This window comes from Streptomyces sp. NBC_01477, from assembly GCF_036227245.1.
Taxonomy (GTDB): Bacteria; Actinomycetota; Actinomycetes; order Streptomycetales; family Streptomycetaceae; genus Actinacidiphila.
Genome location: NZ_CP109445.1, coordinates 1,145,455 through 1,159,326 on the forward strand (window position 1 = coordinate 1,145,455; position 13,872 = coordinate 1,159,326).

The window sequence follows — 13,872 nt, forward strand, 5'->3', positions numbered from 1 at the left end:
CCCCGCCGGCGGCCATGCGCTGCGCCCGGCTCCAAAATCCGCGTGGCAGGCGGCGGGCGCGCCATAGACTTCGCTGCCATGCGCATAGCACGTACATCTCCTGGCAGTTCAGTTCCTGTCCGCGTCACCGCGATGGGCGCCGCCACGGCCGCCGCGCTCCTCGTCGCGGGCTGCTCGTCGGGCTCCGGGGGCGGCGGGTCGACGTCGTTGAAGGCACTGGGGCATCTGCGGGCCGACGCCAACGCCTCGAAGACGGTGACGTACCTCGACAGCGCCCGGGTACGGAAGCTGGGCGCGGCCGACCCGAAGCGCTTCAGCAGCGTCGGGCAGCCGGGCAGCGGGCTGCTGGGCGGCTACGAGCCCGCGCCGTGGGGGCCGAGCGTGACGGCGGCCCGGATCGACACCGCGGTCGATTCCAACGTCTCCGGCCACTGGGACGGTTCGTTCGACGCGGCGGCCATCACCGCGTCGCTGAAGAAGAACGGCTACACCTCGCTCGACCAGGACGGCGAGCAGGTCTGGAAGCCGGCGGACGGCGATTCGGGGCCGAGGTTCGTGTTCTCCAAGAGCGAGATCAGGTACGCCACGGGGTCCACGCCGTTCTCCGCGGTCGACCCCGGCCACGACGACTCGCTGGCCGGCCAGCAGGACTACCGCGTCGTCGCGGACTGCCTCGGCGACGTGTACCGCGCCGACTTCAACGCCCTGACCGCCGCCAAGCCGGTCCGGCTGTCCGCCCTGGGCCAGCAGGCGGACGACGCGGGCAAGAACACCGAGGTGCTGTGCGTGGCGGTCAAGGACCGGGCGACCGCCGACCGCCTGGCGGACACGCTCCGCACGGTCGTCAAGGACCAGGCACCGAGGTTCGCCGGCACAGCGGTGACCGTGGACAAGGGCGACCACCCCGTGGTGCGCGCGAGCGTCCCCGACACCTCGGCCCAGCGCCCTGGCCGGCTGTTCCTGACCGACATGCAGCTGTGGCTGGCCGTCGGCAGGATGTGACACCGCCGGCGCGGAGCGGATTGTCCGCACGGGTCCCCCGGTGCCCGCGCTTCGGGCCGGCTTTCGCATTACCCTGGCGGCTGTCCGACGATGTTATCCGCAGACCTTCACACCGCCAGGGGACCGCGTGGCCGTTCACGGACAGACAGCCGGGGCACCGGACCTGGACGAGCTGCGCCGGCGGGCCGCCGCGGCCGGCGTACCGCAGCGCGACGAGGGGCTGGTCGTCTGCGAGAACCTGGTGCGGATCTTCCAGACCGAGGGCGTCGAGGTACAGGCCCTGCAAGGGCTTGACCTGGCCGTCTCCCAGGGCGAGATGATCGCGGTGATCGGCGCCTCGGGCTCCGGGAAATCCACCCTGCTGGGCATACTCTCCGGCCAGGACGTGCCCACCGCGGGATCCGCCGAGGTCGCGGGACACGACCTGCTGGCGATGAAGCGCCGCGACCGGCTGAACTACCGGCGCTCCACCGTGGGCTTCGTCTGGCAGCAGACCGCCCGCAACCTGCTGCCCTACCTCACCGCGGCCGAGAACGTGATGCTGCCGATGACCTACACCGGGATCAAGCGCTCCCGGCGCCGGGCCCGCGCCGGGGAACTGCTCGACCTGCTCGGCGTCGGCCACTGCGCGGACCGCGACCCCGACCAGCTCTCCGGCGGCGAGCAGCAACGGGTCGCGATCGCCGTGGCCAACGCCAACGAGCCCGAGGTGCTGTTCGCCGACGAGCCCACCGGCGAACTCGACACCGCCACCAGCGACGAGATCTTCGCCGCGCTGCGCCAGGCCAACGAGGAGCTGGGCGTCACCGTGATCGTGGTCACCCACGACGCGCTGGTCTCCGAGCAGGTCCAGCGCACCGTGCGGATCCGCAACGGCCGCACTTCGACCGAGGTGCTGCGCCGGGTCGCCACCGACGAGGACGGCGTCGAGGCCCTCACGGCCGAGGAGTACGCGGTGCTGGACCGCAACGGGCGGCTTCAGCTGCCGGGCGAGTTCACCGCGCAGCTGCACATGCGCAAGCGGGTGCGGCTGGCCCTGGAGGCCGACCACATCGGCGTATGGCCCGACGCCGCCGCGCGGCAGGCGAAGTCCGACGCGGAGGGCGCCGCCGCGGACAGCGACGACACGTAGCCGTACCGGCGCCTTCACCCGAGGCGCAGGACGGCTCCCAGCCGGCGCCTGCGGGCGAGGACGGTTTCCGTTGCCGCGGCGGCGAGCACCAGCAGGATCACGCCGATGACGAGGGCGAGCGTGAGGCCGTAGTCGGTCCGCAGCGCCGGCTGGGCCGGGCCGCCGGTGAACTGGCGCAGATTCAGCGTCCCGGCCATGAGCCGCGGTTCGAGCAGGCCGAGCAGGGTGCCGCCGACCGCTGCGGCCCCGGCGAGCGGGAGCAGTTGCAGGAAGTGCATCGCCCCGGCCTCTGTGCCGCCCAGTCCCAGCGTGCGCAGGAACGAGGTCGTACGGCTGCGCTCGTGGGAGGTGAGGACGAGTTCCAGGGCGACGGCCAGCAGGCCCGACAGGGCGGCCAGCAGCGAGCAGACGGCGTAGACGGTGTCGATGCCCCGGGTCAGACCGTCCTCGCGCAGGGTGCTCAGCGTCTGGGAGCGGGTCCGGACCTGCGCCAGCGGCCCGAGCGCCTTGGCCGCCGCCGACCGGAGCGCCGCGGCCCTGCTGGTGGCGGGGCCTTCGCCCCGGAGCAGCAGGACGGTGCTTCCCGCGGACTGCCGCGGCATCAGGTGCTCTGCGGCGGCGGTGGTGATCAGGATCGGCGTCCCTGCGGGGATCCGCGCCGTGACCGGCCCGAGCAGCGGGTCCCGCAGCTCCGCCGCGGTGAGGGTGCCGACAGGTTTCAGGGTCAGGTGCACGAGGGGACCGCCGCGGTCCTGAACGGTGGAGGTGAAGCCGCCGGTGTGCTCGCGGGCGCGCAGGCCGGGCGATATGACGGACGGGAGGGCGGCGTCCGCGGCGGCCGGTGATGGCGGCGGGGTGCCCAGTGCGGACAGCAGGGCGCCGGCCAGCGGCGATGCCGGGGCGATGGCGGCCAGTTGCCGGGGGTCCACGGTGATCACCGCGACCGGGGAGATCACCGCGCCGTCGGACTGTCCCACCAGGTCGAGCGTGTGCAGCTGCTGGAGGGCGGTACGGATCCCGGTCGTGCCGGTCAGCGCGCCCGGTGCGGGCGTCGTGGTCTCGGCGGTGGTCGCGCCCGCGTCGGCGCCGGTGCTCCAGGCCGCGCCCGCGGCCAGGCCGTCATCGATCGTGCGCTGCACGAGGCCGCCGAAGACAGCCGTGCCCAGCGTCAGGACCAGGACGAACAGGGCCAGTCCGGTCGCCGGGGCGTCGTGCGCGGCCCGGGCCGCTCCGATGAAGCCCACCGCTCCCCTGCCGCGACGGGCCCGGCGCAGCAGGAGCCGCAGGAGCAGCGGGTAGATCCGCAGCGCGAGCAGCACGACGGCCAGCGCCACCACGGCCGGCACCGCGCCCAGTACCCAGTCGGGTCCCTGCGAGCGCAGCGCGGCCACACCCGCGACCGCCGCCAGCAGCACCGTCGCCTCCAGGACCACCCGCCGGCCGACGAGGGTCCGGCGCGAGCGCCGGAGCCGTCCCGGCCTGGCCGGCTCGCGGACCGCGAGCCAGGTCATCAGCGACACCGTCAGCGCCACCGTCGCGGCGGCGAGGGCAGCGACCAGCGGTTGCGGCGACCCGGAGGTCCCGGTGGGAGCGAGGTGCAGGCCGCCCGCCCAGCCCAGCAGGGCGGCGACCAGCACCACCGGCCATGCCATGGCGCTGCGCAGCAGGACCAGCCGCACCGTGGACGCGCCCCGCGCGCGCTGCAGCCGCAGGTGCCTCCTTCTGCGGCGCAGCAGCAGCCGTACCGCGACCGCGGTGGTGGCCAGCGCCACGGCGGCCAGCGAGTCGACGGCGAAGGCCGCGAGCCCGCGGGCCTGCCGGTCCTGCGCGGTGAAGGTGTCGAGGAGCGGCGTCAGCGAGTCGGTCACCACGAGGGGGCCGGTGGCCTGGCTGCCGACCCGGCAGCTGACGTCGCCGGTGTAGACGTCGACTCCTTGGCACAGGTCCGCGTTCAGGTCCGCGCCGAAGTGGGACAGGGACCCGGTCAGCGCGTGGGCCTCGTCCAGCGCCGCCTGGCGCAGGTCGGCCCGCAGCTGCCAGGTCACCAGCGGACCCGACACCCCGGCGTGGGCCAGCAGGTCGGCGGCGTCGGTGCCGACCAGGCCGCGTGCGGCGACAACGGTGCCGGCGGATCGCTGCTCCGGATAGCGCGACGGCTGGGCCAGCGTCGGCTGGCCGCTCCAGAAGTCGTCGGTCCTGGTCACCTCGCTGAACACCCCGCTCACCACGAGCGCCGCCCGGGGAGGCGCCTCCTGCATACCGGGCACCGGATCGAATTCGAGGGTGAGCCGGCTGCCGGCCCGCACGCCCAGCGCCTGCGCGGTGGTCTGCGACAGACCGATCTGCGGCGCCGTGCCCAGCGGCGTACGGTCGGCCGGCGCGTGACCGCTGACGTAGCGCAGATGGGCCTGCGCGCTCGGCAGGTGGCTGAGCGACAGCTTGGTGCTGGTGATCCCGCGCCCCGGCGGGAGCGGCGAAGCCAGCGACGCCTTGTTGTAGTCGTAGCTGCCGCTGCCGGCGAAGGTGAGGTGCCGCGCCGCGGAGCCGCCGAGCCGGTCGTCGAGACCGCGGCCGTCGCTGAGCAGGGTGGCCATGGCCACGCTGGGCGATTCGGTGTCGAAGACCTCGGGCACGGTGCTCAGGGTGACCAGGGGGGCCTGGCTCTGCGCGGCGGCGACCCTTTGCCGCAGCGCCCGGTCCTCCTGGCGGCCCGCGACCGCGGGGGCCCAGGCGCACAGTCCCGCCAGTATCAGGGCCAGCGCCGCCAGGCAGACGAGCAGCGGCAGATCGCCCCGGGCCTCTTTGCGTATCAGACGCAGCGTCATCGCCGCGCCCGTCCCGGAAGGTCGTGTCACCGTCCGCCCCTTCCGGTCGTGTGCGGATGCGCGGCTGTCTCCGGGTGCCCGGTTGTGTCCGGGTGGGCGTCCGTGTCCGGCTGCCGGTCCTGTCCGGGGGCGCGGTCGCGTCCGGGCGCGCGGTCCTGTCCGGGTACGCGGTCCTGTCCGGGCGCGCGGCGGTCCTGTCCGGCTGCCCGGTCGCGTCCGGGTGTGCGCCTCAACGGTCTTCCCCCGCTCGCAGGACGCGTACGAGGTCCACCCGGGCCAGCAGCCGGGCCAGCGCCAGCACGACCGCGCTGATGGCGAGCGCGGTCGCCACCGCGGTCACCGCCACGGTGCCCCACGGCACGACCACGGGCAGCGGCGGATACGGGGCCTTCCCGCTGTCGTCCACGGTGACCAGTGGCAGCACCGCCGACGCCAGGGCCATGCCCATCAGCGCTCCCGGGACCACCGCGAACAGGGCCAGGCTCAGTTGCTCCGCGCCCAGCAGCGCGGACAGTCGCCGGGAGCGGACGCCGATCGCCCGCAGCAGGGCGAATTCCTTGCGGCGCTGCCGGGTGGAGATCACCGCGTGGACGGTGAAAGCGATGACCGCGAAGCAGGGGGCCAGATACCGGACCAGTTCCAGCACCCGGCGCAGCCCGCTGCGGAACGGGTCGGACTGAAGTGCCTCGGCGGTGCCCGCCGTGCTGGTCACCCGGCCGAGCGCGGGCTGCGCCCGGGCGGCGGCAGCGGTGCGCGCGCTGTCGGCGCTGCTGATCCACCAGAAGTCGGGATCCTGCTGGAGGGCGCCGGCAAGGGTCACCGCGCTGGCGAGCTGGCGCTGGTCGGCGACCAAGTGCCCCTGCCCGTGCCCCAGTCCGCGCAGCGAGTCGACCAGGCCGACGATCCTGGCGGGCACCGGGTCACCGGGGCCGAGGTCCAAGGTGGTGGTGCTGCCCACGGCGAGGTGGGCGTCGCGCAGCACCTGGGCGTCGGCGCGCACCGGGAGCGGGGCCGGCCCGCCGACCGGGCTCGCCGCGAACCGCACCTGGCCGCCGGGCTGGGTTTCGGCGGCCTCGGTGTCGGCGGGGTCGCCGTCGACCGGCTGGGGGTCCCGCAGGCCGGTGCTGATGGTGGCCCTGAGCACATCGGGGCCGCCGGGGCGAACCGCGCACACGCCCGGGACGCCGAGACCGTAGTTGTATCCGCTGGAGGTGTCGCCCTTGCAGGCCTGCGCGGTGGCGTCCGCGGCGTGGTCGGTGCGGTCGGCCCAGACCTGCCCGCCGGGCAGGCCGGCGGCCCAGCTGTCCGCGGTACCGCGTGAGCCGACCCGGATCAGGTCCAGGTCCAGAAGGGCGGGACGCACGTTCGGCTGCGGCACGACGTTGAGGGCGGTCACCGTCAGCGGGTACGCGCGCGGGTGGCCGCCGCTCAGCGCGACGTCCAGGGGGACCACGACCGTGTGCCTGGCTCCGTCGGCGGCGGGCAGGACGGCGGTCACGGTGCTGTCCAGGCCGGCGGCGTCCTGCACGGTCAGTTGCAGCCGCGGCGCCGCGGTGCTGCCGTCGCTGCGCAGCCTCTCGTCCAGCAGCAGCGCGGTCGGACGTCCGGGGAAGGTGATCCCGAAGGGAACCGGCGCGGGTGTGCGGGGGGCGGGACCGGCGATGGTGCCGATCAGGTTCTCGGTGGCCCCGCCGGGCAGGTTCGCCGTCGTCCCGGTCACCGGCGCCACGGCCGTCACCGCGGGCAGCGCGCGATAGGCGGCGCTCAGCACCGCCGTGGGGTAGCTGTCCTGCTTGCCCGGGTCGATCCTGACGTCCGCGCCGACCGTGAAGGCGGCCTGCTCGGAGGCGAGGCCGCCCAGGCAGGCCAGCGCGGTGGTGGCGAAGGCGCTCACGGACACGGCCAGGCACATCAGCACCACCGGGCCGGCGTTGCGCGCGGCACGCCGGCTCAGCTGCCACCCGGCCAGCGCGACGACCAGGCCCTTGCTGCGGCGGCCGACCGCGTCCAGCAGCCGGGAGGTCAGCGGCAGCAGCCGCAGCAGCAGGAGCGCGGCGGCCCCGCTCGCCAGGGCCGGGACGAAGACCAGCACCGGGTCCACGGACACCGCGCCGCCGAGCCCGCCGCCCGCGAGCCGGCCGGCGATCAGCGAGTGGTGCCGCCGCAGCTCCAGATACCCCAGCACCGCGACGGCCAGCAGCGCCAGATCGGCGCCGAGCCGCTGCGCGGCGGCGGCCCGCGCGCCCCGGACCGCCCGTACCCGCGGCGTCGGCAGTACGGGCAGCAGCACCGCCCCGGCGTGCACCAGCAGGGTCAGGCCCACCGCCGCCCAGGCGTCACGGCCGGGGCCGCCGGGATGCAGCAGCCGGGCCACGTACGGTGCGGCGAGGGCGGCGGGCACGCCGGTGAGTGCCCATTCGACCGTCGCGCCGCGCAGCAGCCGCGGGGTGCCGGATCCCCTGGCCTGCTGCAGGGCGAAGTCACCGCGCCGCCGCTCGGTCATCTGACGGGCGGCCAGTACCAGCGCGGCGAGGGCGAGGGCGGCCAGCATCACGCTCGGCAGGTACAGCGCGGACCGGGCCGCCACGGTCGGCACCGCCAGGGCGTCGATCGCGCCCGGGAGTCCTGAGGTCACGGCCAGGTCGTCCAGCGACGGCTGCCGCCCGCGGAAGACCGACACGGCGGTCCGGCTGCCGGTGAAGTTGCGGACCCGGTCGCGCAGGCCCGGCAGGCTTCCCGCGTCGAGCCGGTCGAAGTCGGGCAGCACGCTCCAGCGGGCCGTCAGCTGGCCGTTGAGGACAGCCCTGCCGTTCAGGGCCGCGGGTGAGACCACCAGCAGTTCCTGGCTGGCGGTCTCGCCGTCGGTCAGGTCCCCGGCCATGGCGGGCCAGAAGCCGACGGCGCCGGCCGCGCGGAAGACGCCGGTGATCCGGACGGTCATGGTGCGGCTGAAGGCGTCCTGCACCTGGAGGCGGGACCCGGGTGCGAGCCCGAGGCGCTGGGCCAGTTGCTGCGGCACCGCGGCATCCACCGGGGCGGTGGAACCGGTGGCGACGCGGACAGCGGGCAGGGAGGTGAAGGCGCCGGCAGGGGCGTCCGCCGTACGGTCGGGCCAGTGTCCGGCGACCAACTGCCCGAATCCGCCCGCGCCCTGCACGGCGACCGGGTGCAGCCCGCTGCCGCCGGGACCGCGCGGCGCGCCCGCGGCTCCGTCGATGCTCGTCACCGAGACCGGCGAGGTGCCCAGCAGTCCCACGTAGGTGCGCTGCGGCACCCCGGCGAAGACCTTGGCGCCGGCGGCCCGGACGCCCTGATCGGCCGCCGCCATACCCCCGGCCCGGTAGGAGGCGTTGACCGACACCTGTGTGTCGAGGTCGGCCGCCAGCCGCCGGACGGTCTCGGACTGGACCGAACCTCCCGCCAGCGCGGCCAGGGCGGACAGCGCCGTCGCGCACAGCAGTACGGTCGCCGCGACGGCGGCCAGGACCAGGCCGTGCTGGGTCGAGCGTCTGGCGACGGCGGGAAGGCGCCGCCGGGGCCGGTGCGGAACCCCCGGCCGACGCCGCGCCGAAGACCGAAAAGCCGTGGCGACCACATGAACCCCCGCGATATCGAACATGTGACGGCACGGCGCGTCACAGTCCTACCAGGGGTGGAGCGGGCGGCGCAAGAAACCCGATCACGCACCGCTGCGCAGCCGGCGCCGGCACGGCCAGGACCGGCCGGCAGCCGCGCCGCGCTCAGCCGGTGAGTTCGGCGTACGCGGTGACCTTGTCGATCCGGCCGCGCACCAGGAACTCCCCCTCCACCGCGTTGCGCTCGCCGAACTCCGCCGCCCGGTCCTCGCCCATGTAGCGCGCGCCGATCCGGGTCGCCCAGGTCCGCAGTTCCGCCAGGTCCTCGATGAGCTCGGCGGTGCACTCCAGCAGCACGAAGGAGTACGGGGGCTCCTGGTCGTCCACGCACAGCGCGAAATGCGGGTCGCGGCTCAGCGCCCGGCCCTTGACCGAGGTCGCGCCGGTGTTGAGGACCACGTGCACGTCGTCCGGGTCGCTGTCGTCCACCAGGAACCAGACGGGCGTCACATGCGGACGGCCGTCCTTGCGCTGGACGGCGAGCTTGCCGGTGCGGGTGCCGGTCGACGCGAAAGTACGCCACTGGGTGGCGGTCATCTGTTCCATGACCGTCAGATTAGGGGCTTTCCGGGCGCCTGCCGTGGATCGGCGTGCCGCGTCGGACCGGCATGGCGCGCCGGACCGGTGCCGGGTCGGACCGGTGCCGGGTCGGACCGGTGCCGGGTCGGACCGGTGCCGGGTCGGACCGGTGCCGGGTCGTTCACGGCGGCACCGCTCCCAGCACGTCGCCCAGGCCCGCCGACGGCCCGGCGCTCACGAACGCGTCGAGGAAGGCGGTGAGGCGGTCCCGGTGGCCGTCGATCTCGTCCCGCGCGTACACCGCGGGATTCGCGTCGATGTCGACGACGAGGGTCGCCTCCCCGGACTCCCCCGGCTCCCCCGCTTTTCCCGACGCTCCCGGCTCCCCCGCTTCCCCCGCCTCTCCCCGGGCCTCGTAGACCGCCAGGGACAGGTCGTCGATCGGGCCGGTGCTGAGGTTCCTGGCGAAACCGCGCACCCCGGCGAAGTCGAACTCCCGGGTGAACGGCATGAGGTTGACCAGCGGCCCGTACAGGGGGCCGGGCCTCCCGGTGGCACGCAGGTGCCGGCGCATGTCCTCCTGGCGGAAGCGCTGGTGCCGCAGCACCCGGCTCATGGCGTCGCCCACCCGCTCGGCGTAGTTCCCGACGGTCCCGGACGGGCGGACGTCCAGACGCAGCGGAAGGATGTTGGAGATCATGCCCGGGACGCCGGCCGCGCCGATCCCGGAGCGGCCCGAGGAGAAGAGGCCGAGGACGACCTCCTCGGCCTCGCGGACCGCGCCGAGGTAGGCGGCGGCGCAGGCGGTGACGAGGACCGGCCAGCTCGTCCCCAGGTCCAGCTCCGCCCGGGTGATCCGGTGGAACAGGCCGGGCGGCAGCACCGCGGACGAGCGCAGGAAGGTCTCCGACGCCGGGGCCGGCGGCGCGGCGGACAGCAGGACCGGGCGCGGCTGCGCGGCCAGCTGCCCGGTCCAGAAGGCCCGGTCCGCGCGGAAGCGGTCGGAGCGGCGGTAGGCCGCCTCGTCCGCGACCAGTTCCGCCAGCGGCGGGAAGGCGGGGCCGCGGTCGGCGCCCGCGGTGGTCAGCGCCGTGTAGAGGGCGGCGGTCCTGCGGGTCAGCAGGGCGAGGCTGAAGGCGTCCACGAGGAGCGTGTGCACGCGCTGGTACCAGATGTGGTGCCGGTCCCCCAGCCGCAGGAGCAGGTGGCCGGCCAGCGGGCCGGCGGCGATGTCGACCTTCCGTCCGAGGTCGTCCCGCATCCGGTCCAGGGCCTCGCGCCGCGGATCGGCGTGGGAGCGGAGGTCCGCCGTCCGCAGCGGCGCGCCCGCCTGCGCCCTGACGACCTGGCGCGGCCCGTCCGGTGTTTCCGCGAACCCGGCCCTGAGCGCCTCCGCCTCCTCGGCCACCTGGCGCAGGGCCAGCGAGAACGCGGGGACGTCCAGGTCGCCGAACAGCTCCAGGTACTCCGCGGAGTTGAACGACGGGCTGCCGGGTTCTGCCGCCATGTCCGCCCAGATGCCGCGCTGGGCGCCGGTCAGCCCCAGGGCCTCCGCCGGCCTCCCCCGCACTGTGCCCCCTCGTCGCCGCTCGTTGCCGGTTGTTGCTGCTCGTTGCCGCTCGTCGCCGGTTGTCGCCGCGGGGCCGGACACGTACGTCCCCGGCCCCGCGGATGGATGGGAGGACCGCCGGACGTCAGAATTCCAGCAGGTTCTCGCGCAGCGTCGCCCCGGGCGTGTACGCCGACCGGGTCAGGCCGCGGCGCTGCAAGGCCGGGACGAGTCCGTCGGTGACCTCGGCGACGTAGCGGCGGTTCATCCGCAGCAGGGGCGTCGTGAGGATGAACCCGTCGCCGCCGACCTCGTCCATCACCTCGCCCATGCGGTCCGCGACCTGGTCGGGGGTGCCGACCAGCTCCACGGAGGACACCAGCCCGCCGGCGCCGTCCATCACCAGCTCGCGCAGCGTCTTGTCGGTCCCCCACTGCTGGAATTTGTCCAGGGTGCCCTGCTCGCCGTTGGTCTCCAGCTTGTACGGCAGCGGCTTGTCGACGTCGAACTGCGCGAAGTCGATCTCGGTGAGGGCGGACATCTGGGCGAGGATGTCCCTGATGAACTGGGGCGAGGAGACGGTCCTGGCCTGCTTCTGGCGGGCGTCCTCCTCCGTGTCGCCCAGGGTGGGGGTCACGCAGAACAGCACCCTGATTCCGGCGGGGTCGCGGCCCAGCCTCCTGGCCCGGTCGTGGATGTCGTCGCGGAAGGCCTTCATGCTCTCCGGGCCGTTGGCGATGGCGATGATCGAGTCGGCGTTGCGGGCGGCGAAGTCCCGGCCCGCGGGAGAGGCGCCGGCCTGGACGAACGCGGGGCGGTGCTGGGGCGAGGGCACGGTGTTCAGCGGGCCGCGCACCTGGAAGTACTCGCCCTTGAAGTTGATCGGGCGGACCTTGGTGTGGTCGGCGTAGACCCCCTTGTCCCGGTCGAGCACGACCGCGTCCTTGTCCCAGGAGGCGAACAGCTGCTTGACCACCTCGACGTACTCGTCCGCCATCGCGTAGCGGACGTCGCGCGGCGGCAGCTTGTCCATGCCGAAGTTCTGGGCGGCCAGGTCCTCGGCGCTGGTGACGATGTTCCAGCCGTAGCGCCCGCCGAGCATGCTGTCCATGGTGGAGGCCAGGCGCGCGGTCATGAACGGCGGATAGGCCAGCGTGGACAGCGTGGTGACGATGCCGAGGTGCGAGGTGGCCAGCCCCATGGCGACGGCGAGCGGGACGGGGTCGTGCTTGGGCACGATCATCGCCTGCGTGAGCGCCGCCTCCCGCGAACCGCCGTAGCTCTCGGGCACCATGAGCTTGTCCTCGACGATGACGAAGTCGAAGCAGGCCCGCTCCAGCGCCTGGGCCACACCGGTGTGGAACGCGCCGTCCCAGGGCGAGCCGCCGGTGCCGAACGGGCCGCGCCACTCGTCCGCGGCGAAGTCGAAGATGAAGGCCAGATGGAATTTACGCGTCACGGCTGCGTCCCTTCTGTAGTGGCGGCCGCCCGGCGGGTCCCGTCCCGTCCGTCGCGCGCCCGCAGGAGCCCGGCGCCTTCGCGCACCATGGCCACCGCCTCGTCGGTCACATGGCGGAAGAGCTTCTCGCCCAGCTCGGCGCTCGATCCCGAGGTCGGCGACAGGACGCCGTCGGTGCTGATCAGGTCCACGTCGACGGGGTGCAGGTACACCCCGGCGCGCGGCGGGGTGTCGTGGTCCGGCCGCAGGTCGGTGACCAGGTCCGGCCGCAGATGGAGCATCAGGCTCGTCTCGGTCACCCCCGCGTGCTCCGCGTGCCAGCCGGGGAAGGCGTCGGTCTCGGCGGCGATCCAGGACTCCTGCACCAGGCTCCACCAGCTGAAGGCGAAGACCTCCTTGCCGTCGAGCAGGCCCTCCTGACGCACCTGGTCGAGCGCCTCGAAGATGTACGGCTCGTTCTCGAAGTGCCCGTTCACCACGACCAGCCGGGCCATCGGCAGGCCCAGCAGCGACCGCAGCGCCTCGCGCAGGAACCGGACCAGGGTGTCCCCGCCGACGTACACGGTGCCGGGGAAGGACAGTCCGCCGCCGCTCTGCGGCAGCGACCGCGCGGCGATCGACTGCACCGGCAGGGTGAACCCGTCCAGTTCGCCGGCGATCTCGCGGGCGAACTCCTCGGCGAGCACGGCGTCGACGGACAGCGGCAGGTGCGGGCCGTGCTGCTCGGTGGCCCCGATGGGCCAGACGACGGTCCGGCCGGTCACCCGGTCGGTGATCCGGGCACTGGTGAGGTCGGCGAGCGGCCCGGCCATCAGGTCGCCACCTCCATCGTCGGGGTGATGGCGGGGGCGGCCCCGGACAGGATCCCGTCGGTCTCGGCGACGATCCGCTCCAAGGTGCCGTACATGTCGGTGTGCAGCGCCGTGTACACCTGCGCCACGTCCGCGCCGGCGTCCAGGTAGTCCGCCACGTCACGGCCGGAGCCGACGCCGCCGCAGCCCATGACGGGCAGGTCGAACCCGCGCTTGCGCAAGCGCCAGATGGCCGCGAGCACCAGCGGCTTGATGCCGGGACCCGAGTAGCCGTAGGTGCCGCCGAGTTCCAGCTCGCCGGTCAGCGGGGACACCGCCGCGCCGGGGATGGTGTCGCTCATGGTGATGGCGTCCGCGCCGCCGGCGACCGCGGCCCGCACCCGCTCCTCCAGGGCGTCGCCGACGGCCACCTTGACCGAGAAGGGCAGCGCGACCTTGCTGCGGGTCTCCGCGGTGTACGCGAACACCCGCTCGGGGTCGTCGTCCCCGAAGCCGGTCTCGTCGTTGAGGCACGAGATGCCCAGTTCCAGCGCCCGGCAGCCGGTGCGCTCGACCTCCCGCGCCAGCTCGCCCAGCTCCACCGGCGTGTCGGCGTGGAGGGAGGCGATGACCGGCAGCCCCTCCTGCGCGCAGGAGCGCAGGACCCGCAGCCAGTGGTCGACGGGGCGTTTGGAGTACGTGGTGCTGTTCAGCATGCCGATGGGCAGCCGCAGGATCCGCTCGTCCAGCCCCTGCGGGGGGCTGGGGTGGATGGTCTTGGTGACCACGGCTCCCGCGCCCGAGGCCAGCAGTCTGCGGATGTTGCGCTCCTGGTCGGTCAGGAGTCCGGATCCGACGACCACCGGATTCTTGATGCGCAGGCCCAGGATGGGAAAGTCGGGCACGTGGCTCTCCCTCGGAAGAGGACGGGGTGCGAGTCGGGGGCGGTGCGGCCGGGCG

At 74.3% G+C, this 13,872-nt stretch carries 9 protein-coding genes; 2 read left to right on the forward strand and 7 right to left on the reverse strand.

From position 1 onward, the window contains the following. Positions 1-78 precede the first annotated feature (78 nt). Both OHA86_RS04475 and OHA86_RS04480 read left to right on the forward strand, forming a co-directional pair. Positions 79-1,002, forward strand: a complete 924-nt coding sequence (locus OHA86_RS04475) for a hypothetical protein (protein ID WP_329172675.1) — start codon at positions 79-81, stop codon at positions 1,000-1,002. 127 nt (positions 1,003-1,129) lie between these two features. Further along, positions 1,130-2,134 (forward strand): ABC transporter ATP-binding protein, encoded by a 1,005-nt coding sequence (locus OHA86_RS04480; protein ID WP_443071631.1) that lies wholly within the window; start codon positions 1,130-1,132, stop codon positions 2,132-2,134. Between the two features lie 14 nt (positions 2,135-2,148). On the opposite strand, the gene OHA86_RS04485 is transcribed toward OHA86_RS04480, so the two are convergent. The 7 genes from OHA86_RS04485 to OHA86_RS04515 all read right to left on the reverse strand — a co-directional run bounded on the left by OHA86_RS04485 (position 2,149) and on the right by OHA86_RS04515 (position 13,817). After that, positions 2,149-4,989: a hypothetical protein gene (locus tag OHA86_RS04485; protein ID WP_329172676.1), complete on the reverse strand. Its 2,841-nt coding sequence runs from the start codon at positions 4,987-4,989 to the stop codon at positions 2,149-2,151. Positions 4,990-5,188: 199 nt separating this feature from the next. Continuing rightward, positions 5,189-8,578: an ABC transporter permease gene (locus OHA86_RS04490; protein ID WP_329172677.1), complete on the reverse strand. Its 3,390-nt coding sequence runs from the start codon at positions 8,576-8,578 to the stop codon at positions 5,189-5,191. A gap of 121 nt (positions 8,579-8,699) precedes the next feature. Continuing rightward, entirely contained in the window at positions 8,700-9,140 is a 441-nt protein-coding gene (locus OHA86_RS04495; RefSeq protein ID WP_329172678.1) for a PPOX class F420-dependent oxidoreductase, read from the reverse strand. Between the two features lie 154 nt (positions 9,141-9,294). Continuing rightward, a complete protein-coding gene (locus OHA86_RS04500; protein WP_329172681.1) occupies positions 9,295-10,683 on the reverse strand; it encodes a condensation domain-containing protein in 1,389 nt (462 codons plus the stop codon). Positions 10,684-10,807: 124 nt separating this feature from the next. Further along, positions 10,808-12,121 carry an NtaA/DmoA family FMN-dependent monooxygenase gene (locus tag OHA86_RS04505; protein WP_329172682.1) on the reverse strand — a complete coding sequence of 438 codons (1,314 nt, stop codon included), beginning with the start codon at positions 12,119-12,121 and terminating at the stop codon, positions 10,808-10,810. After that, positions 12,118-12,933 (reverse strand): creatininase family protein, encoded by an 816-nt coding sequence (locus OHA86_RS04510; RefSeq protein ID WP_329172684.1) that lies wholly within the window; start codon positions 12,931-12,933, stop codon positions 12,118-12,120. Before OHA86_RS04510 ends, OHA86_RS04505 begins: the two co-directional genes overlap by 4 nt. Further along, positions 12,933-13,817, reverse strand: coding sequence for a dihydroorotate dehydrogenase (locus OHA86_RS04515; protein ID WP_329172686.1), 885 nt, complete (start codon positions 13,815-13,817; stop codon positions 12,933-12,935). The genes OHA86_RS04510 and OHA86_RS04515 overlap by 1 nt, the downstream gene beginning before the upstream one ends. Positions 13,818-13,872: the final 55 nt, after the last annotated feature.

What these genes read in the sequence shown, in the direction of transcription:
- OHA86_RS04475 (WP_329172675.1), top strand. Translation starts at nt 79, where the DNA reads ATGCGCATAGCACGTACATCTCCTGGCAGTTCAGTTCCTGTCCGCGTC.
- OHA86_RS04490 (WP_329172677.1), bottom strand. Translation starts at nt 8,578, where the DNA reads ATGTTCGATATCGCGGGGGTTCATGTGGTCGCCACGGCTTTTCGGTCT.
- OHA86_RS04495 (WP_329172678.1), bottom strand. Translation starts at nt 9,140, where the DNA reads ATGGAACAGATGACCGCCACCCAGTGGCGTACTTTCGCGTCGACCGGC.
- OHA86_RS04510 (WP_329172684.1), bottom strand. Translation starts at nt 12,933, where the DNA reads ATGGCCGGGCCGCTCGCCGACCTCACCAGTGCCCGGATCACCGACCGG.